Origin of the sequence: Klebsiella sp. EMBS2024 (assembly GCF_036233805.1) — a bacterium.
In the GTDB taxonomy this organism is placed as follows: Bacteria; Pseudomonadota; Gammaproteobacteria; order Enterobacterales; family Enterobacteriaceae; genus Klebsiella; species Klebsiella pneumoniae.
In genome coordinates this window covers 1,089,416-1,109,175 of record NZ_JAZARW010000001.1, presented here as the reverse complement: position 1 = coordinate 1,109,175, position 19,760 = coordinate 1,089,416, and the positions used below count along the sequence as shown (strand labels likewise).

Genomic DNA, 19,760 nt, shown 5'->3' with positions numbered 1-19,760 from the left:
AGCCAATATGTGCCCTATGTCATAAAGTTATAGGCTTATTTTTGGAACCCGGAGGCAGCGTATGGTAACGCTATCGCGACTTTTTATTCATCCTGTTAAATCCATGCGCGGCATAGGCCTGACCCACGCCTTTGCTGATATCAGCGGCCTGGCCTTCGATCGCCTGTTTATGGTCACCGAAACCGACGGGACCTTTATTACCGCTCGCCAGTTTCCGCAAATGGTGAAATTTATTCCGGCGCCGCTGCATGATGGCCTTCACCTGACCGCACCGGACGGCAGCAGCGCCGTGGTGCGTTTTAGCGATTTCGCCACGCAGGCCGAGCCGACCGAAGTCTGGGGCAACCATTTTACCGCCCTCATCGCGCCCGCCGCCGTTAACCAGTGGCTCAGCGGCTTTTTCAAGCGCGATGTCCAGCTGCGCTGGCTGGGGCCGCAGCTAACCCGCCGGGTAAAGCGCCATGATGCGGTGCCGCTCTCCTTCGCCGACGGCTACCCTTACCTGCTGGCTAACGAGGCCTCCCTGCGCGATCTGCAACAGCGCTGCCCGGCCAGCGTAAGCATAGAACAGTTTCGCCCTAACCTTGTGGTCACCGGCGCGGCGGCCTGGGATGAAGATAGCTGGAAAGTGATCCGCATCGGCGAGGTGGTGTTTGATGTCGCTAAGCCGTGCAGCCGCTGCATTTTTACCACCGTCAGCCCGGAGCGCGGTCAGAAGCATCCCGCCGGGGAGCCGCTGGAAACCTTAAAGCGTTTTCGTACCGCGCTGGACAATGGCGATGTCGATTTTGGCCAGAACCTGATTGCCCGCAACAGCGGGGTGATCCGGGTGGGAGATGAAGTGGAAATTCTTACCCGCGGCCCGGCGAAAGCCTACGGGGCAGGTGAAAGCGACGATACCCCGGCTCCCGAGGCGCAGCAGCAGGCTACGGTTGCCATCGAATGGCAGGGTCAACAGTTTACCGGCAATAATCAGCAGGTGCTGCTGGAGCAACTGGAACAACAGGGCATTCGCGTACCCTATTCGTGTCGGGCGGGGATCTGCGGCAGCTGCCGCATCCGGCTGGAAGAGGGAGAAGTGAGTCCGTTAAAGAAAAACGCGGTTGCCGGAGATGGCACTATTCTCGCCTGCAGCTGTGTACCGAAAACAGCGCTACGCCTGGCGCCTTAAACCGCCTGCCCCAGACTGTAGCTGACCGCGCTCTGCGCCGGCTGCAGTCTGTCATTCATGATTTTAATGACATCGCCCAGCTGCATGACGCGGCCGGCAAGGGTGAGACCCGGCTGAGCCAACAGACAGAGCGCGGCGTTATCGCCCGGCTCCACCACCAGTAAATTCACCTGCTCGCCGGTATCGCTCAGCCAAACGCAGGCGGCGTCGCCGCCGCTCGGCTGCCAGTGATGGGTATGGGCGATAAAGTGCCAGCTTTTCGGCATCTGCGGTTTGAGAAAACGGATGGCGGTGAGCGCGTTAAGGACTAATTCCGCCCGCTGCTCTTTCGATAGCTCGAGATCGCGACATTTTTCTTCAAAAGAGAAATAGAGCGCGGCGTCATCAACGCAAAATCCCGAAGGGGCAAAGGCATCCGGAGTCAGCATGCGCCGGGCGAAGCGCGAGCGAAATAACATGCCATTGGCCAGATCGAGCATCATGCGGTCGTGCTCTTCATCGTAATACCAACGCCAGTTATCGTCAGGTTTAATCCGCATTTTTCCCCCTGTCCCCTTTCATACGCCTCTGCAAAGTTGTTGCGACTTACCGCAGAATATTTTCTAAAATTAAGAAAAGTCTAAAATGTTTAAATAAGCAACAGTGAGGGAATATAAAACAACCAGGGCCGGAAATAAAGCCCTGGGTGGGATTCAGAGGAGGAAAAGATTAGATGTGGGTAACAATTTCTTTAATCAGCGGCGGACCTTTAAAAATAAATCCAGAATAGATCTGCACCAGCGATGCCCCGGCGGCAATCTTTTCCCGCGCGGCAATCACCGAATCAATGCCGCCCACGCCGATGATAGGCAAACGGCCATTCAGCTCAGCGGAGAGCATACGGATAATTTCAGTGCTTTTTAATTGTAATGGACGACCGCTAAGCCCGCCGGTCTCATCGCAATGTTTCATTCCCTGAACCAGGGAACGATCGAGGGTGGTATTGGTTGCAATCACGCCATCAATATTATGACGCACGAGGCTATCGGCAACCTGGATCAATTCCTCAGGCAAAAGATCCGGCGCGATCTTTACGGCGACCGGGACATATTTTTGATGCTTCTGCTGCAGCTCGAGCTGCTTATTTTTAATACCGGAGAGTAAATCATCCAGCGCTTCGCCGTATTGCAGCGTGCGCAGCCCTGGGGTATTCGGCGAGGAGATATTAATGGCGATATACCCGGCGTACGGATAGACTTTTTCCATACAAATCAGGTAATCATCTTTCCCGTGCTCAACCGGCGTATCTTTATTTTTGCCGATATTGATACCCAGCACGCCGTCAAAATGCGCCTTTTTCACGTTCTCAACCAGGTTATCGACGCCATGGTTATTAAAGCCCATGCGGTTGATCAATCCCTCGGCATCAACCAGACGGAAGATCCTTGGCTTATCGTTGCCCGGCTGCGGACGCGGCGTCACGGTGCCGATCTCAATCGAACCAAACCCCATCGCGCCCAGCGCGTCAATGCATTCCCCATTTTTATCCAGCCCGGCCGCCAGACCCAGCGGGTTTTTAAAGGTTAGCCCCATGCAGGTGACAGGCCTGGCCGGTACCTTCTGGCGAACCAGCATTTCCAGCGGCGTCCCGGTGACACGGCGTAATTGTTGAAAGGTAACTTCATGAGCGCGCTCAGGATCGAGCTGAAAAAGGGCTTTACGAACGAAGGGGTAGTACATGAACTCTCCTGGATTCCCGGTGTGCAAACCGGGGGCGTATTATGTGCGATCTGTTGCGGAAAGGGAATTGACCTGCGACAAAAAATCCCCCATCAGCGCAAACGATTACCTACCCCGCGCGCCATTATGCGCTTTTCGGCTATCTAACCGCGGATAAATCATTTAGGGAAATAATGGCCCTCTGTCACACTCACTATAAATGTTATCAATTATAGATAAATGCAAACATTTAGTTATAAGGAGAGAGAGATGCGCGTCATTACGCTTGCGGGCAGCCCGCGTTACCCTTCCCGTTCCAGCGCTTTGCTGGAATACGCCAGAGAGACGCTCACCGCCGCCGATATCGAAGTCTGCCACTGGCATCTGCAGAACTTTGCCCCGGAAGACCTCCTGTACGCTCGTTTTGACAACCCGGCGCTGCAGACGCTCAACGAACAGCTGGCCGGGGCTGATGGCCTGATCATCGCCACGCCGGTGTATAAAGCCTCGTTCTCCGGCGCGCTGAAAACGCTGCTCGACCTGCTGCCTGAGCGAGCGCTGGAGGGCAAAATTGTGCTGCCGCTGGCCACCGGCGGCACCATCGCCCACATGCTGGCAGTGGACTACGCGCTGAAGCCAGTGCTGAATGCCCTCAAGGCCCAGGAGATCCTCCATGGCGTCTTCGCTGATGACAGCCAGGTGACCGATTACCAGCATAAGCCGCAGTTTACCGCGAATCTGCAGCGGCGCCTTGATGACGCCCTGGAGACCTTCTGGCAGGCGCTGCATCGCCCCAGCAGCCGTGCGCCGTCGTTAACATCTCTGCGTGGGGTGGAGCATGCTTAATCCTCTCCGCGCCCTGACTCTGGGCGGACTGCTGCTATTCTCTACGCTGGGTCACGCCGCCTCGGCGGCGCCTGACGCTCTGCGCATCGGCTACCAGAAAGGCAGCGTCAGCATGGTGCTGGCGAAGAGCCATCAGCTGCTGGAGCAGCGCTATCCGCAAACCCATATCTCGTGGATTGAGTTCCCGGCCGGTCCGCAGATGCTGGAGGCGCTGAACGTCGGCAGCATTGATATCGGCAGTACCGGCGATATTCCGCCTATCTTTGCCCAGGCGGCAGGCGCCGATTTGGTCTATATCGGCGCGGAGCCGCCCAAGCCCAAGGCGGAGGTGATCCTGGTGGCGCAGGGCAGCCCGATTCATAACGTTGCTGAGTTAAAAGGGAAAAAGGTCGCTTTTCAGAAAGGCTCCAGCTCCCACAATCTGCTGCTGCGCGCCCTACAGCTCGCAGGTCTGAAATTTAGCGATATTCAGCCGGTTTACCTTGCCCCCGCCGATGCGCGCGCCGCCTTTCAGCAGGGCAATGTCGACGCATGGGCCATCTGGGATCCGTACTACTCCGCCGCGCTGCTGCAGGGCGGCGCCCGGGTACTCACTGACGGAACCGATCTGAAACAGACGGGATCCTTCTATCTTGCTTCCCGGCCCTACGCTGAACGCAATGGCGCTTTCATTGAAGGCGTACTCGACACCTTTACTCAGGCCGATGCCCTGACCCACAGCCAACGCGCGCAAAGCATTACGCTGCTGGCGAAAACGATGGGCTTACCGGAGGCGGTGATCGCCAGCTATCTGGACCATCGTCCCCCCACCGCGGTTACCCCGGTGAGCGCCGAAACCGCCGCTCGCCAGCAGCAGACGGCAGACCTGTTCTACGAGAACAAGCTGGTGCCAAAAAAAGTTGATATCCGGGCCCGCATCTGGCAGCCCACCGCCACACAAGGAGCGAAATCATGAGTCTGAATATGTTCTGGTTTTTACCGACCCATGGTGATGGTCGTTATCTGGGTACCGAAGAGGGTGCCCGTCCGGTCGATTATGGCTATCTGCAGCAAATCGCGCAGACGGCGGATCGGCTGGGCTTCACCGGCGTGCTGATCCCGACCGGACGCTCTTGTGAGGATGCGTGGCTGGTCGCGGCCTCAATGATCCCGGTGACGCAGCGGCTGAAGTTCCTTGTCGCCCTCAGGCCAAGCGTGGTATCGCCGACGGTGGCCGCGCGTCAGGCGGCGACCCTGGACCGGCTGTCAAACGGCCGGGCGCTGTTCAATCTGGTCACCGGCAGCGATCCTGCCGAACTGGCAGGCGACGGCGTCTTCCTCGACCACACCGAGCGCTATGAGGCCTCGGCTGAATTTACCCACATCTGGCGCAAGCTGATGGAGGGAGAAACCGTCACCTTTAACGGCAAGCATCAGCGCGTTCGCGACGCCAAACTGCTGTTTCCGCCACTGCAGCAGCCGCGTCCACCGCTCTATTTCGGCGGCTCGTCTGAGGTAGCGCAGGAGCTGGCCGCTGAGCAGGTCGATCTTTATCTTACCTGGGGAGAACCGCCGGCCCAGGTGGCAGAGAAAATAGCTCAGGTGCGAGAGAAAGCCGCCCGGCATGGTCGCCAGGTGCGTTTCGGCATCCGTCTGCACGTGATCGTCAGGGAAACCAACGAGGAAGCGTGGCAGGCGGCGGACAGCCTTATCTCCCATCTTGACGACGAGACGATCGCCCGCGCCCAGGCGGCTTTCGCCAGAACCGACTCCGTCGGCCAGCAAAGGATGGCGGCCCTGCACAACGGGCGACGCGATAAGCTGGAAATCAGCCCCAACCTGTGGGCTGGCGTGGGTTTAGCGCGCGGCGGCGCCGGGACCGCGCTGGTGGGCGATGCCGCCACCGTTGCCGAACGGATCAATGAATACGCCGCGCTGGGTATCGATAGCTTTATCTTTTCCGGCTATCCGCATCTGGAAGAGGCGTACCGGGTCGGAGAGCTGCTGTTCCCCCTGCTTGACGTCGCGGTGCCGTCCATCCCGCAGCCGCAAAACCTGCGTCTGCAGGGGGAAGCGGTCGCCAACGAGTTTATTCCGCGTAAAGTAGCGCAAAGCTGAGGAGACCGTGATGGCAAAATCAACCCATCCCCTGTTGTTACGCCTCGCCCCCTGGCTGCTGCCGGTAGGGACGGTCATTGTCTGGCAGCTGGCCTCGTCCGTCGGCTGGCTGTCGACGCGGGTGCTGCCCTCGCCGGAGGGGGTATTGAAAGCGTTCTGGACCCTCTCGGCCAGCGGTGAGCTGTGGCAGCATCTGGCCATCAGCTCGTGGCGGGCGCTGGTCGGCTTCGCCATCGGCGGCTCGATCGGGCTAATACTCGGCCTGATCAGCGGCCTGTCTCGCTGGGGCGAGCGTCTGCTGGATACCTCGATCCAGATGCTGCGCAATGTCCCGCATCTGGCGCTGATCCCGCTGGTGATCTTGTGGTTCGGCATCGATGAGACCGCCAAGATCTTCCTTGTCTCGCTGGGCACCCTGTTCCCGATCTATATCAACACCTGGCACGGGATCCGCAATATTGACCGTGGGCTGGTTGAGATGGCGCGCAGCTATGGCTTATCCGGCTTCGCCCTGTTCCGTCACGTGATATTACCCGGCGCCCTGCCCTCAGTTATGGTCGGCGTGCGTTTTGCCCTTGGTCTGATGTGGCTGACGCTTATTGTCGCCGAAACTATCTCGGCGAATGCCGGCATCGGTTATCTGGCGATGAACGCGCGTGAATTTCTGCAAACCGACGTGGTGGTAGTGGCGATCATTCTTTACGCCATCCTTGGCAAACTGGCCGACGTCTGCGCCCAGCTGCTGGAACGGCTCTGGCTGCGCTGGAATCCGGCGTATCATCTTCAGGAGGCTAACGCATGAACACTGCCCGTCTCAACCCAGGTATCCCGCTGCTGCTGAACGGGGTGACGAAACGCTATGGCGACAACACCATTCTTAACGAGCTGGATCTGCATATTCCCAGCGGCCAGTTTGTGGCGGTGGTGGGCCGCAGCGGCGGCGGCAAAAGTACCCTGCTGCGCCTGCTGGCAGGTCTGGAAAAACCAAACGCCGGCGAACTGCTGGCTGGCGCGACGCCCCTGGCGGCGATCCAGGACGACACCCGGATGATGTTTCAGGATCCGCGCCTGCTGCCGTGGAAAACAGTGATTGATAACGTGGGGCTGGGGCTAAAAGGCGCCTGGCGCGACGCCGCCCTGCAGGCGTTGGCCAGTGTCGGACTTGAAAGCCGCGCACAGGAGTGGCCGGCCGCGCTGTCGGGTGGGCAGAAGCAGCGCGTTGCGCTGGCCCGCGCGCTGATCCATCGCCCGCGCCTGCTGCTGCTGGACGAACCGCTGGGGGCGCTGGATGCCCTCACCCGTCTGGAGATGCAGGAGCTGATCGTCTCCCTGTGGCAGGAGCATGGCTTTACGGTCCTGCTGGTCACGCACGACGTCAGTGAAGCGGTGGCCATGGCCGATCGGGTGCTGTTAATTGAAGAGAAGAAGATTGGCCTCGATTTAAGCGTGGATATCCCGCGACCGCGGCGCACCGGTTCGGCGAAGCTGGCCGAGCTGGAGGCTGAAGTACTGGATCGGGTGATGAAACGCGGCGACAGCGAGCGTGCGCCGCGTTTGTTTAGTCATGGCTGACCGGCGTAACTGTCCGCTGTCTGAACGGGGGCATATCGTCATCCGACATGTCCCCGGCTCGCGCGTTGCACAGCCGGGCTACCAACGCCAAATCAGCCGTGTATTCCAGGTCGGGTAAGCATCGCGCCGCCCGACAACATCACCACGCTAACGGGTAACCCGGACAGGGCGCAAGGCGCGCCGCAATCCGGGGTTATGGCACCGTTACGCCAGCGCCTTACTGATTTTCTCGAACAGGTCGCCAGAGAGATTCTCCAGCCCCTTCAGCTGCTCCAGCGCGGCGCGCATCAGCGCCTGTCGCTTCTCATCATAACGCTTCAGACGAATCAACGGCTCAATCAGGCGCGACGCCACCTGCGGGTTACGCTGGTTAAGCTCGGTCAGCATCTCCACCAGGAACTGATAACCGCTGCCGTCTTCAGCATGGAACGCCGCCGGGTTGCTGCTGGCGAAAGCGCCGATTAACGAGCGCACACGGTTCGGGTTGCTCATGCTGAACGAACGGTGGTTCAGCAGACCGCGCACGGTTTCCACCACGTTGGCTGCCGGGCTGGTGGACTGCAGGATAAACCACTTATCCATCACCAGACCGTCCTGATGCCATTTGTCATCGTACTCCTGCATCAGCGCATCGCGGCACGGCAACTCAGCGGCAACCGCCGCCGACAGGGCGGCCAGCGCGTCGGTCATGTTATCTGCCTGGTGATACTGCGTCGCCACCAGCTTATCGCCCAGCGTCGGTTCCGCAAACGCCAGATAGCGCAGGCAGGTATTGCGCAGAGCACGTTTACCAATATCGGCGTGCTCCACCCGATAGCTGTCGAGCTTATTGGCGTTATAAACCGCGAGGAATTCGTCCGCCAGTTCGTTCGCCAGGGTGCGGGTGAGCGCTTCGCGCACGGCGGCGATGGCGATCGGATCGATAATCGCGAACATCTCGGCGATTTCGTTGGCTGACGGCAGGGTTAAGATCTCAGCGGCCAGCGCCGGATCAATCTTCTCATCCAGCAGGATGGCGCGGAAGGCATCCGCTACGTGCACCGGCAGCGACAGCGGCTGCCCCTGCTGATGGCGGTTGACGTTCAGCTTGATGTAAGTCGCCAGCAGGCTCTGCGCCGCATCCCAGCGCGAGAAATCATTCCGCGCGTGACGCATCAGGAAGGTCAGCTGCTGATCGCTCCACTTGTATTCCAGTTTCACAGGCGCTGAAAATTCGCACAGCAGCGCCGGCACCGGCTGGAAATAAACGTTATCGAAGACGAAAGTCTGCTCGGCCTGGGTCACATTAAGCACCGGGTGTACCGGGTGGCCGCCCTTCTGCAGGGGGATCACCTTGCCCTCGTTATCGTACAGCTCAATGGCAAACGGGATATNCAGCGGCTGCTTCTCGGCCTGCTCGGCGGTCGGCGGCGTACGCTGGCTGATGGTCAACGTATACTGCTCGGTCTCCGGATTATAGTCGTCATGCACGGTGACGATTGGCGTACCGGACTGGCTGTACCAGAGGCGGAAGTGCGACAGGTCGACGTTAGAGGCATCTTCCATCGCCTGCACGAAATCGTCGCAGGTGGCGGCGCTGCCGTCATGGCGTTCAAAGTACAGCTGCATCCCTTTCTGGAAGTTTTCTTCACCCAGCAGGGTGTGCAACATGCGGATCACTTCGGCACCCTTTTCATAGACCGTCAGGGTGTAGAAGTTGTTCATCTCGATAACCATATCCGGACGGATCGGGTGGGCCATCGGGCTGGCGTCTTCGGCAAACTGCAGCCCGCGCATGGTGCGCACGTTGTTGATGCGGTTCACCGCCCGTGAGCCGAGGTCGGAACTGAACTCCTGATCGCGGAACACGGTCAGCCCCTCTTTCAGGCTGAGCTGGAACCAGTCACGACAGGTGACGCGGTTGCCGGTCCAGTTATGGAAATATTCATGACCAATCACGCGCTCAATATCGAGGTAGTCTTTATCGGTGGCGGTATCGGTACGGGCCAGAACATATTTGGAGTTAAAGACGTTGAGTCCTTTGTTCTCCATGGCACCCATATTAAAGAAGTCGACGGCGACAATCATATAGATATCGAGGTCGTACTCGAGGCCAAAGCGCTCCTCATCCCACTTCATAGAGTTTTTCAGAGAGGTCATCGCCCAGGGCGCGCGATCGAGGTTGCCGCGATCGACGTACAGCTCCAGCGCCACTTCGCGGCCAGAGCGGGTGCGGAATGAATCGCGCAGGACGTCAAAATCACCGGCCACCAGCGCAAACAGATAGCACGGCTTCGGGAACGGATCCTGCCACTGTACCCAGTGACGACCGTTCTCCAGCTCCCCTTCCGCCATACGGTTGCCGTTGGAAAGCAGGAACGGGTATTTCGCTTTATCGGCGATAATTTTGGTGGTAAAGCGCGCCAGCACATCCGGACGGTCCAGATACCAAGTGATATGGCGGAAACCTTCCGCTTCGCACTGGGTGCACAGCGCTTCGCCTGACTGATACAGGCCTTCCAGCGCGGTGTTCGCCGCCGGGCTGATCTCATTGACGATGGTCAGGGTGAAATGCTCCGGCAGGCCGCCGATCACCAGCTGATTGTTTTCTTCTTTATAGTCACTCCACGGCTGGCCGTTCACCTGCAGAGCGATCAGGGTCAGATCTTCGCCGTCCAGGCGCAATGGCACATCAGACGCAGCCGCGTGGCGGGAGACCTTGCTCTCGGCCGTAACAACGGTTTTTGCGGCATCCAGGTCAAAGGTCAAATCGATATCGCTAATCAGATACTCCGGCGCACGATAGTCGTGGCGGTATTTGGCTTGGGGCTGTTGTGTCATAAAAAACCTTTAGCATCTTCGGTAAAGTGTCGTCCCAGTCTATTCCTGTTGTGTCAATCGCGCTATGCAGAATCTTCATCTTTTCAACGTGAAACACGGAAATCGCTACATTTTGTTAACACTCGCGGCACGAAATGCCCTCGACCCGACGCAAAGCTTGTGGTGTGATCCATGTTCAATATATTAAACTAGGCCTCGCAAATGACCGTCAGCGTCACCATTGCTCGCCATCGCGGGACAGAGTCGGGTAATAAAGGTATACTCCGCCTCCATTTTCCGCGTTGGTTTCGATGGAACGCTCCAGTGAGAGGATGCTACTGCGCACCATGACACAATTCACTTCTCCTGTACTGCACTCGCTGCTTGATACGGATGCCTATAAGCTGCACATGCAGCAGGCTGTCTTCCACCGCTACGGCGATGTGCATGTGGCGGCGGAGTTTCGCTGCCGCGGAGACGACCTGCTCGGCATCTATGCCGACGCGATCCGCGAGCAGGTGGAGTCCATGCGCGACCTGAGGCTGCGGGATGATGAATATCGCTGGCTGTCCACCCTTCCCTTTTTTCGCCAGGATTACCTCAACTGGCTGCGCGATTTTCGCTATGACCCGAGCCAGGTCACGGTCAGCAATGACAATGGTAAGCTGAACATTCGCCTTACCGGCCCATGGCGGGAAGCCATCATGTGGGAAGTCCCGCTGCTGGCGGTGATAAGCGAGTTGGTCCATCGCTATCGTTCACCAGAGATGGGCGTCGATCAGGCGCTCAACACGCTGGAACATAAGCTAGGCGACTTCGCCACCATGACCGCTGACCTCGATATGAGCGCCTTCCGTCTGATGGACTTCGGCACCCGCCGTCGTTTCTCACGCGAGGTGCAGGAAGGTATTGTGCGGCGTCTGCAGCAGGAACCATGGTTTGTCGGCACCAGCAATTACGATCTGGCGCGCCGTCTGAATTTAACCCCAATGGGTACCCAGGCCCATGAGTGGTTCCAGGCCCACCAGCAGATCAGCCCCAGCCTTGCCAGCAGCCAGCGGGCGGCCCTTGCCGCCTGGCTGGAAGAGTATCCCGACCAGCTGGGCATCGCGCTGACCGACTGCATCACTATGGATGCGTTCCTGCGCGATTTCGGTCCGGAATTCGCCACCCGCTATCAGGGGTTGCGCCACGATTCCGGCGACCCGGTGGAATGGGGAGAAAAAGCTATCGCCCATTATCAGAAGCTGGGTATCGATCCGCTGAGCAAAGTGCTGGTCTTCTCCGATAATCTCGACCTGGCCAAAGCCGTCGATCTGTATCGCCACTTCGCCTCGCGGGTGAAGCTCAGCTTTGGGATCGGCACCCGTTTAACCTGCGATCTGCCGCAGGTTAAACCGCTCAATATCGTGATTAAGCTGGTGGAATGTAACGGCAAGCCGGTGGCGAAACTCTCCGACAGCCCGGGGAAAACCATCTGCCACGATAAGGCCTTCGTCCGCGCCCTGCGCGAGGCTTTCGACCTGCCGCCGATTAAAAAGGCAAGCTAAAAAACATGGCCCGACGGCATTCTGCTATCGGGCCAATCAATATCACTCCTGCGGCAGACGGGTTCTGACGACCTCGGCAAAATACTCCGCGCCAGTTAGCAATATCTCATCATTAAAGTCGTAGCAGGCATTATGCAACGGTGTATTGCCCTGAGCATCTGAACTATCGCCGTTGCCTAAAAAGATGAAACAGCCGGGGATTTTTTGCAGAAAAGCGCCAAAATCCTCCGAAATCATCATCTGTGCGACGTTGCCGTCCACCTTCTCAGCCCCTACCACGTTAATCGCAGCGGTGACCGCTACATCAACGCATTGCTGCCAGTTCACCGTTGGCGCAAATTCATGGGTATAGCTGAACTGGCACGTCGCACCGTGCATCGCGCAAATCGCTTCGCTAATGGTACGCATTCGTTCTTCGAGCAGCATCTGCACCTCCGGTGCAAAGCTGCGCGTATCCCCTTTGATTTCGACGTGCGTCGGAATCGCATTGCGGATGCCATCGGTGTGCAGTTCAGTACAGGAAATGACCGCTGGCACGTTCGGATCAACATTTCGCGAAACAATTGTCTGCAAAGCCAGGATGATTTCCGCCGCAATGACCAGCGGATCTTTCGCCATATGCGGCCGCGCCGCATGCGCTCCCTGCCCTTTAATACGAATAATAAAGTTATCTTCACTGGCCATAATGCCACCGACTCGCGTGGCGATAGTCCCGGCTTTCATACCCGGCATATTATGCAGACCGTAGATTTCCTCTATGCCAAAGCGTTCAATAACGCCATCGTCCATCATCGCTCTGGCGCCATAGCCAGGTTCCTCAGCAGGCTGAAAAACAAAGCAGACCGTGCCGTTAAAATTCTGCCGCTGCAATAACAACTGCGCCGCGCCCAGCGCAATGCAGGTATGACCATCATGTCCGCAACCGTGCATCCGCTCGGCGGTCATGGAGCGGTAAGACCAGTCTCCCTGTTCGGTCAATTGAATGGCATCGATATCGGCACGAATAGCAATAACGCCCTTCCCGTCGCCGCATTTCAATCTCCCCACCACCCCGGTTTTGCCAATATCGCGGTGCACCTCAATGCCCATAGCTTCGAGCTTTTCGGCAATAAACCGTGAAGTATTCTGCTCCTCGAAGGCGCTTTCCGGATGGGCATGCAAATAGTGACGCCAGGCGATAAGCTGCTGCTTTAGCTGTTGCTGATTCATTCTCTGCTCCTGTAAACATTAGTCCATACGCTGGGCGCGCTGTAAAACCACCTGCAGCAGCACATTGGCGCCAGCAATCAGATCTTTGGCTGCGCTATGTTCTTTGACGTTATGGCTAATGCCATCGACGCAGGGGACAAAAATCATCCCGGCGGGACATACCGACGCCATAAATTGTGCATCGTGTCCGGCGCCGCTTGGCAAACGTCGGTAACTGAGCGCCTGACGCTCCGCCTCGGCTTCCACCGCATTGACGATCTCATCGGCAAAAATGACCGGATTAAAGCGCACCAGTGAGCGGCTGGTTATCTCCACGCCTTCTTCCTGCGACGTTTTCGCGACAAATTCGGCCAATTGCTGCTCCGCCAGACATAAGATCGCATTATCGGTATTGCGGAGATCCACTGACATGACGACATGGTTGGGAATGACGTTGATTAGATTAGGCTTCACGCTGAAATGTCCAACGGTAGCTACCTGATTACCACCAAGGCTTAGCGCCAGCTCACGGGCAAAAACAGCGATTTTCGCAGCCGCCAGCCCGGCATCACGTCTCATGGACATTGGGGTAGTACCCGCATGATTCGATACGCCTCTCAGGGTAAATTCCTGCCACGAAATACCCTGTACGCCGGTAACCACGCCAATATCAATCTGCTCTTTATCAAGAATTGGTCCCTGTTCGATATGCAGCTCAACGTAGCTATCTACCGCCATATCTCCCGGCTGACGTTCGCCTTTATAACCAATGTTACGCAGCGCTTCATCGAGCGTGATACCGTCGAGATCTTTTGCCGCGAGCGCCTGCGCCAACGGATACTCGCCGGCAAACACCACGCTGCCCATCATATCGGGCTGAAATCGCACCCCCTCCTCGTTAGTAAAGAAGGTTACCGCCAACGGTCGTCGGGTGCGGATCCCGGCATCCTGGAGGGTGGCAATCACCTCAAGGCCGGCCATAACGCCGTAGTTGCCATCGTATAACCCACCGGTGGCGACGGTATCGATATGTGACCCCATCATCACCATCGGCAACGTCTCCTCGCCGTGATAAACGCCGGTGACATTGCCGATAGCATCAATTGACACGCTCAGGCCCAGCGCCTTCATGCGGGCTACAACAAAGTCCCTGCCGGCTTTATCTTCGGCAGTCGCTGCCAGGCGGCATACGCCGCCGCCTGGCAGCGCACCATGTTCGCCAAGTGCATACAGGGAATCGATAAGCCGTTGGCCGTTAATCTGCAGATAATGACTCATATAACATCTCGCTAATAATGGTGGTTATTGGAACATGCCGTAAAAAATGGCAGATACGGTGATAAGACCGATCAGGGTGACGAAAACGTTGCTCGCTTTACCGCGCCAGGGGGCAAGCACCGGTAATTTATGAATGGCGTACATAGGCAACAGCAGCAGAATTGCCGCCCCGGTGGGACCGCTGATGCATTCGATAATACCGAGGATACTGGGGTTCTTGTACGCGGCGAACCAGCAGGTAAGCACCATAAACACCAGGATGACCGCGTCGACGAGGCGAATACCAGGTTTTTTCCCGCGTGCGGCGGCGGCCTCCAGAATCAGGTCGCGCAGCGATTCATAGGCGCCGATGTAGTGGCCAAGAAATGATTTAGTAATAGCGACAAAGGCGATAATCGGCGATAGCCAGGCAATAATCGGTGTATCGTACTGATTGGCCAGATAGGACAAAATCGACAGATTCTGGGCTTTGGCTTCCGCCAGTTGCTGCGGCGACAGGCTTAACACGCAGCTGAGAACAAAAAACAGCACCACCACCGTCATGAGCAGGATACCGTAGCGCTGGATCTGCGCACATTTACCCTCAGCGAGCGCCAGACCGTAACGCTGCTTCTGGCGCACCACCATCGGCGAAATGATGGGATAGTGGTTAAACGACATCACCAGTACCGGGAAGGTCATCCACAGGGATAATATGATCCCCTGCGTATCGCTCGTGGCGCTGAAGCTTACGGTTTGCAAAATTGCGCCGTTCCAGTGCGGAATCAGAAAAAGTGCCATAAAAATAAGCGAGATGATGAAGGGATAAACCAGGGTGCTCATCACCCGCATTATCAAACGCTGTCCGAAACGGACGATAAACATCAGCCCGAGGATCAGAACGATGGCCACCAGCGACCGGGGAGGCTCGGCCATTGCCAACTGGTGGGTGATAAAGCTCTGCGCGGTGTTGGTGATAGCCACCGCATACATAATCAGAATGGTATAGACGGCGAAGAAATATATGACGGTAAATACTTTTCCCGCCAGCGCGCCAAAATGCTCGCCAATAACATCGGTAATACTGCTTTCCGGCGTATTGGAAGAGTAAATGAATCTCGCCAGACCGCGGTGAGCCAGATAAGTAATAGGAAAAGCGAGGACAAAAACAATCAGCAGCGGCCAGAAGCCGCCAATTCCGGCATTAATCGGCAGAAACAGCACCCCAGCGCCAATGGCGGTACCGAACAGGCCAAGGACCCAAACGGTATCTTCGCTATGCCACTTTGCGGGATCGGAATATCCTTTATTGATAATTATATTTTCAGTATTCATCGGTCAGGTTCTCTCTATGCATGACGCGAAAGCGCGTATGTTTTCGTTATGAGTCAGAACGCTTGTCATACCGAGGGCTTGTAGGGTAGGTAAGATGGCCCCCTTGTTATTGTCGATAGCGCTCAACCATTACGGCCAAACCAGACGATGTCTTCATAGACATCGGGTGATGTATCTCCTTCCGTGCTGATTAACAGAACCTGTGCATCGGCATTCAGGCGCAGCGATTCGGCAAGCTCGCGATACGCCGGTTGAGTCATCAGCGCATAAAGCACTCCTGTGCCAATAGCGCCGGATTCCCCGGAGACAAAAGGTTCGTCAGTACCTGGTCGCGGAGCGGCCAACAGGCGCATGCCGTTGGCCGCCAGACAATCGTCGGCGGAAATAAAACAGGTGGTATGGTCGCGGAGCATTGGCCAGCTGGTGATATTAGGTTCACCACAGGCAAGCCCGGCCATCAGGGTTGACATATCCCCGCCGACGCTGTGCGGCAGTCCGTCATTAATGGTTGCCGAGCGAAACAGGCAGTTCGCCTTGTGCGGCTCAACGATGATGATGGTGGGAGCCTGCTGCTGCATCTTTTCGATGAAATATCCCATGATGCTACCGGCAAACGACCCGACCCCGGCTTGTAAAAACAGATGCGTCGGCATCGACGCTCCGCTTTCTGCCAGCTGCTGCCAGATTTCAACAGCGAGGGTCATATAGCCTTGCATGATCCATGTGGGGATCTGCTCGTAGCCCTGCCAGGCGGTATCCTGGAGTAGAACCCATCCCTGCTCGCGCGCGGTTTTGGCCGCCAGCCGAACTGTGTCGTCGTAGTTCAGTTCAGTAATCGTGCATTCGGCGCCATGCCGGCGAATATTCTGCGCGCGTACCGGTGACGAGCCCTTTGGCATATACACCACCGCACGCAGCCCAAGCTGCTCAGCCGCCCACGCCACGCCACGTCCGTGGTTACCGTCGGTAGCAGTCACAAATACGATGTCCTTGATACGCGCCTTAATCACTGGTGAATTAAGCTCGGCAAAGCTCAACGTATTAATATCTCGCTCAAGCAGAGCGGCGAGATATTTCCCCATCGCATAAGATCCGCCTAATCCTTTAAACGCATTCAAACCGAATCGCTGCGCTTCATCTTTTATATGGATCGATCCCAGCCCCAGCCGCTGGCTTAAAAATTCCAGCTTACGCAGCGGCGTGACCCGGTAATCAGGAAATTTTTGATGGAATGCCAGCACTTCGTTCCCCACGCTTTCATTCAGCAGACTCAAGTCTGCTCCCTGGCCATAGGGCTGCCGCCGGGCGTTAAGTTGAAATTTAATTGTGTCCACTATTCAGGCACCTCTATTTTCATATCGTCCTGCGACGATAACGTTATTTGCGACCATTCCGCCTAAACAACGGGTGCACGGATCCGTGCGGCCTGAGACAGGACGGTCGCTTTAAATTGGTTAAGTCAGAATGTGAGAGGCTTTTTGTCGCGATATACCGCTTTCCCACTGCCTGTGATGGTACACTGCGCCCGGCGGTTAATTGGCGCAAAGTTGCCCATCGCGCCGCAATTTTCACTCTGTTTTATCATTCACACGCAACAACGTTGCATTAGTGAGGTTGATCACAGACTTGCAGGACGAGATATATGATGAAACTTGACGCATGGGATAAAAAAATTCTTACGCTCTTGCAGCGTAATAATCGCTTGTCGCAACGGGAGATCGCCGATCGGATCAGCCTGTCTCCTTCGGCAGTCAATCGGCGTATCGCTGCACTGGAGGATGCAGGAGTGATTAAAGGCAGTGTTAGCTTAGTGGACGCCAGTAAAGTGGGAAGACCAATCACCATTATGGTGCAGGTGACCATTGAGAATGAACGTCTCGATCTGCTTGAGGAGGATAAACAGCGTTTCGTAACCTGTCCGCAAGTGCAGCAGGTCTACTATGTCACTGGCGACTTCGATTTCCTGCTCGTGATCAACGTCCGTGATATGGCGGAATACGAAGCGCTAACCCGTGAACTCTTTTTTGCCTCGGGAAATATCAAGTCTTTCCGGACCATCGTGTCGATGCAAAATGCGAAGCAGGAAATGACGGTCATTATCGAGTAAGTCGTGTAAAAGTCGAAATGGTGAGCCAAAGAACGCCCCGGAGGTGTATTTATTTCCGAAATCCACCCTTCCCTGTGCGAAATCTACTTGTCTGATGGAAGATGACAGGTAACATAGATATCCCCCCGCTGTTGGGGGAAGAGACTTTTTTATTGGACTACATAGAGAGATTATTATGAGCGTTGTGCCTGTAGCCGACGTACTCCAGGGCCGCGTTGCCGTTGACAGCGAAGTCACGGTCCGCGGATGGGTGCGTACCCGCCGAGATTCTAAAGCTGGCTTTTCTTTCCTCGCCGTCTATGACGGTTCCTGCTTTGATCCTGTACAGGCCGTTATTAATAATTCTCTGCCCAATTACAATCAGGAAGTGCTGCGTCTGACCACCGGCTGCTCGGTGATTGTCACCGGTAAAGTCGTGGCTTCTCAGGGTCAGGGTCAAAGCTTTGAGATCCAGGCGACCAGCGTGGAAGTGACCGGCTGGGTGGAAGACCCGGACACCTACCCGATGGCGGCCAAGCGCCACAGCATCGAGTATCTGCGTGAAGTAGCGCACCTGCGTCCGCGCACCAACCTGATTGGCGCGGTAGCCCGCGTGCGTCACACCCTGGCGCAGGCGCTGCACCGCTTCTTCAACGAACAGGGCTTCTTCTGGGTTTCCACCCCGCTGATCACCGCCTCCGATACCGAAGGCGCCGGCGAAATGTTCCGCGTGTCGACGCTGGATCTGGAAAACCTGCCGCGTAACGATCAGGGCAAAGTCGATTTCGACAAAGACTTCTTCGGTAAAGAGTCGTTCCTGACCGTTTCCGGCCAGCTGAACGGCGAGACCTACGCCTGTGCGCTGTCGAAGATTTATACCTTCGGCCCGACCTTCCGCGCCGAGAACTCCAACACCAGCCGCCACCTGGCGGAATTCTGGATGCTGGAGCCGGAAGTGGCCTTCGCCAACCTGAACGACGTTGCCGGCCTGGCGGAAGCGATGCTCAAGTACGTCTTCAAAGCGGTACTGGAAGAGCGTGCGGACGACATGCAGTTCTTCGCCGAGCGCGTGGATAAAGACGCTATCGACCGTCTGCAGCGCTTTATCACCGCTGATTTTGCTCAGGTGGATTACACCGACGCCGTCACCATTCTGGAAAACTGCGGCAAACAGTTCGAGAACCCGGTGTACTGGGGCGTGGATCTCTCCTCTGAGCACGAACGTTACCTGGCCGAAGAGCACTTCAAAGCGCCGGTGGTGGTGAAAAACTACCCGAAAGACATTAAAGCGTTCTATATGCGCCTTAACGAAGACGGTAAAACCGTCGCGGCAATGGACGTTCTGGCGCCGGGCATCGGCGAGATTATCGGCGGTTCCCAGCGTGAAGAGCGTCTCGACGTGCTTGACGCGCGTATGGCAGAGATGGGGCTTAACAAAGAAGACTACTGGTGGTATCGCGACCTGCGTCGCTACGGCACCGTGCCGCATTCCGGCTTCGGTCTGGGCTTCGAACGCCTCATCGCTTACGTGACCGGCGTGCAGAACGTCCGCGATGTTATTCCGTTCCCACGGACGCCGCGCAACGCGACATTCTAAATTTTTCTGACATCAATCTGAAAGGCCAGCGCAAGCTGGCCTTTTTTTATGTCAATTACTGTTAGTAAAATTCAACAACCTTAAACATCAAGACCTGGAAATCACAATTATGTTACGCACTGTTTCGGTGCATCCTGGTGATGTAGATCGCACTTTATGTTCATAACAGAGCAAAATGGCTGATAAATTTGCTCATTTTTTGACCTTTACCCGCACATCTTGCAAAGACAGAGACTGAATAAAAAGAATACGAATTCAATACACAAAATGAACGAATTGCCGCTTAGCCAAATTAATCATAAATAATTCATATAGATAGATAAGCAATCGCGTTTTCCCTTATCCGGTGGAACGGAATTTTGATTAAGTTCACAAAGTTCCGTTAAATACACATTTAGTTACATGATTTTTCGTTTTGTTACTCATATGATATATTCGTAGCATTTTCCGGCTAGCGAAACGTTGTCGCGGATGGAAAGATGCCTTCAGACACCAAACTCTCATCAATGGTTCTGTAAGTTTTTATTGACAGAACTTATTGACGGCAGTGGCACGTGTTCATAT

16 protein-coding genes are annotated in these 19,760 nt (G+C 56.2%); 9 read left to right on the top strand and 7 right to left on the bottom strand.

The genetic code is table 11. The features are described 5' to 3' along the window. The first annotated feature begins 61 nt into the window (after window positions 1–61). On the top strand, window positions 62–1,171 hold the full coding sequence (locus VZP09_RS04995; RefSeq protein ID WP_002898310.1) for a YcbX family protein: 1,110 nt from the start codon (window positions 62–64) through the stop codon (window positions 1,169–1,171). Here VZP09_RS04995 and zapC read toward each other — a convergent pair. Next, the gene (gene zapC, locus VZP09_RS04990; RefSeq protein ID WP_002898308.1) at window positions 1,168–1,710 is read right to left on the bottom strand and encodes a cell division protein ZapC; all 543 of its coding nucleotides are present in this window, start codon (window positions 1,708–1,710) and stop codon (window positions 1,168–1,170) included. The genes VZP09_RS04995 and zapC overlap by 4 nt on opposite strands. A 169-nt stretch (window positions 1,711–1,879) precedes the next feature. After that, window positions 1,880–2,890 carry a quinone-dependent dihydroorotate dehydrogenase gene (gene pyrD, locus VZP09_RS04985; protein ID WP_002898303.1) on the bottom strand — a complete coding sequence of 337 codons (1,011 nt, stop codon included), beginning with the start codon at window positions 2,888–2,890 and terminating at the stop codon, window positions 1,880–1,882. Window positions 2,891–3,139: 249 nt separating this feature from the next. Here pyrD and ssuE point away from each other — a divergent pair, with 249 nt between their 5' ends. From ssuE to ssuB, 5 genes are read left to right on the top strand one after another with little or no spacing between them, the layout of a single operon-like run. Further along, window positions 3,140–3,715: an NADPH-dependent FMN reductase gene (ssuE, locus tag VZP09_RS04980; RefSeq protein ID WP_002898296.1), complete on the top strand. Its 576-nt coding sequence runs from the start codon at window positions 3,140–3,142 to the stop codon at window positions 3,713–3,715. After that, on the top strand, window positions 3,708–4,670 hold the full coding sequence (locus VZP09_RS04975) for a sulfonate ABC transporter substrate-binding protein (RefSeq protein WP_032414738.1): 963 nt from the start codon (window positions 3,708–3,710) through the stop codon (window positions 4,668–4,670). Before ssuE ends, VZP09_RS04975 begins: the two co-directional genes overlap by 8 nt. Continuing rightward, window positions 4,667–5,812, top strand: coding sequence for an FMNH2-dependent alkanesulfonate monooxygenase (gene ssuD / locus VZP09_RS04970; RefSeq protein ID WP_002898293.1), 1,146 nt, complete (start codon window positions 4,667–4,669; stop codon window positions 5,810–5,812). Before VZP09_RS04975 ends, ssuD begins: the two co-directional genes overlap by 4 nt. Before the next feature lie 10 nt (window positions 5,813–5,822). Next, entirely contained in the window at window positions 5,823–6,614 is a 792-nt protein-coding gene (gene ssuC / locus VZP09_RS04965) for an aliphatic sulfonate ABC transporter permease SsuC (protein WP_004141755.1), read from the top strand. Beyond that, window positions 6,611–7,384: an aliphatic sulfonates ABC transporter ATP-binding protein gene (ssuB, locus tag VZP09_RS04960; protein WP_032414736.1), complete on the top strand. Its 774-nt coding sequence runs from the start codon at window positions 6,611–6,613 to the stop codon at window positions 7,382–7,384. The genes ssuC and ssuB overlap by 4 nt, the downstream gene beginning before the upstream one ends. Window positions 7,385–7,588: 204 nt before the next feature. Here the strand turns inward: ssuB and pepN are convergent, their stop codons facing one another. After that, complete coding sequence (gene pepN, locus VZP09_RS04955; protein ID WP_328794937.1) at window positions 7,589–10,204, bottom strand: aminopeptidase N; 2,616 nt, start codon at window positions 10,202–10,204, stop codon at window positions 7,589–7,591. A gap of 326 nt (window positions 10,205–10,530) precedes the next feature. On the opposite strand from pepN, the gene pncB reads away from it, so the two are divergent. Continuing rightward, complete coding sequence (gene pncB / locus VZP09_RS04950) at window positions 10,531–11,733, top strand: nicotinate phosphoribosyltransferase (protein WP_002898217.1); 1,203 nt, start codon at window positions 10,531–10,533, stop codon at window positions 11,731–11,733. Between the two features lie 42 nt (window positions 11,734–11,775). Here pncB and VZP09_RS04945 read toward each other — a convergent pair whose 3' ends face one another. From VZP09_RS04945 to dpaL, 4 genes are all read right to left on the bottom strand, one after another. After that, window positions 11,776–12,942 (bottom strand): M20 aminoacylase family protein, encoded by a 1,167-nt coding sequence (locus tag VZP09_RS04945; protein WP_004179190.1) that lies wholly within the window; start codon window positions 12,940–12,942, stop codon window positions 11,776–11,778. Between the two features lie 18 nt (window positions 12,943–12,960). After that, window positions 12,961–14,199 (bottom strand): Zn-dependent hydrolase, encoded by a 1,239-nt coding sequence (locus tag VZP09_RS04940; RefSeq protein WP_004141764.1) that lies wholly within the window; start codon window positions 14,197–14,199, stop codon window positions 12,961–12,963. Between the two features lie 24 nt (window positions 14,200–14,223). Next, window positions 14,224–15,513, bottom strand: coding sequence for an aromatic amino acid transport family protein (locus tag VZP09_RS04935; RefSeq protein ID WP_032414732.1), 1,290 nt, complete (start codon window positions 15,511–15,513; stop codon window positions 14,224–14,226). Window positions 15,514–15,635: 122 nt separating this feature from the next. Beyond that, entirely contained in the window at window positions 15,636–16,847 is a 1,212-nt protein-coding gene (gene dpaL / locus VZP09_RS04930; protein WP_071994682.1) for a diaminopropionate ammonia-lyase, read from the bottom strand. A 311-nt stretch (window positions 16,848–17,158) separates the two neighbouring features. Here dpaL and VZP09_RS04925 point away from each other — a divergent pair, with 311 nt between their 5' ends. Beyond that, window positions 17,159–17,620 (top strand): Lrp/AsnC family transcriptional regulator, encoded by a 462-nt coding sequence (locus VZP09_RS04925; RefSeq protein WP_002898209.1) that lies wholly within the window; start codon window positions 17,159–17,161, stop codon window positions 17,618–17,620. A 175-nt stretch (window positions 17,621–17,795) separates the two neighbouring features. Next, window positions 17,796–19,196: an asparagine--tRNA ligase gene (asnS, locus tag VZP09_RS04920; RefSeq protein WP_002898206.1), complete on the top strand. Its 1,401-nt coding sequence runs from the start codon at window positions 17,796–17,798 to the stop codon at window positions 19,194–19,196. Window positions 19,197–19,760 lie beyond the last annotated feature (564 nt).